At 68.3% G+C, this 1,039-nt stretch carries 1 pseudogene; it reads right to left on the bottom strand.

Annotated elements, in window-relative coordinates:
- Positions 1 to 1,039: pseudogene (locus tag ACIRVH_RS46505) on the bottom strand (alpha-1,4-glucan--maltose-1-phosphate maltosyltransferase); the annotation flags it as partial.

The following is a 1,039-nucleotide window of genomic DNA, read 5'->3' as shown; positions in this document are numbered from 1 at the left end:
CCGCCCTGAGCGGGGTGTTCTCGCACAGTTCGTAGCCGCTGTAGATGCCCCACGTGGGGGAGAGGGTGGCCGCGAGCACGGCACGGATCTCGAACGCGGGCCGGCCGCCGTGCTGGAGGTAGGCGTGCAGGATGTCGGGAGTGTTCGCGAACAGGTTGGGCCGCATGTAGGAGGCCGCCTCACCCGACAGTTCGGTCAGGTACTCCGTCAGTTCCTGCTTGTCGTTGCGCCAGGTGAAGTACGTGTACGACTGCTGAAAACCGATCTGCGCCAGGGTGTGCATCATCGCCGGGCGGGTGAAGGCCTCCGCCAGGAAGACGACATCCGGGTCGGCACCGTTGACCTCCCCGATCACCCGCTCCCAGAACACGACCGGCTTGGTGTGCGGATTGTCGACCCGGAAGATCCGCACCCCGTGCGCCATCCAGTGCCGCAGCACCCGCACCGTCTCGGCGACCAGGCCCTCCAGGTCGGCGTCGAACGCGATCGGGAAGATGTCCTGGTACTTCTTCGGCGGGTTCTCCGCGTAGGCGATCGTGCCGTCCGGGCGGTGATGGAACCACTCCGGATGCTTGTGCACCCACGGATGGTCCGGGGAACACTGCAGCGCGAAGTCCAGAGCCACCTCCAGGCCCAACTCCCGTGCCCGGCCCACGAAGTGGTCGAAGTCCTCGATCGTGCCCAGAGCGGGGTGGACCGCGTCGTGCCCGCCCTCCGGGGAACCGATCGCCCACGGCACCCCGACATCGTCCGGGTGGGCGGCGAGGGTGTTGTTGCGGCCCTTGCGGAACGTCGTACCGATCGGATGGACCGGCGGGAGATACACGACGTCGAAGCCCATCTCCGCGATCGCCCTCAGCCGCCGCGCGGCGGTACGGAACGTGCCGTGCGGCTGCTCGGCCGTACCCTCCGAACGCGGGAAGAACTCGTACCACGACCCGAACAGGGCCCGCTCCCGCTCCACGAGCAGCGGCATCGCGTCCGACGCGGTCACCAACTCCCGCACCGGATGGCGGGACAACACCGCCTCCACCTCGGG

The sequence above is a fragment of the Streptomyces sp. NPDC101165 genome (genome assembly GCF_044768135.1).
Classification (GTDB): Bacteria; Actinomycetota; Actinomycetes; order Streptomycetales; family Streptomycetaceae; genus Streptomyces.
The sequence above is the reverse complement of the archived record's forward strand: the minus strand, read 5'-3'. Positions and strand labels throughout refer to the sequence as shown.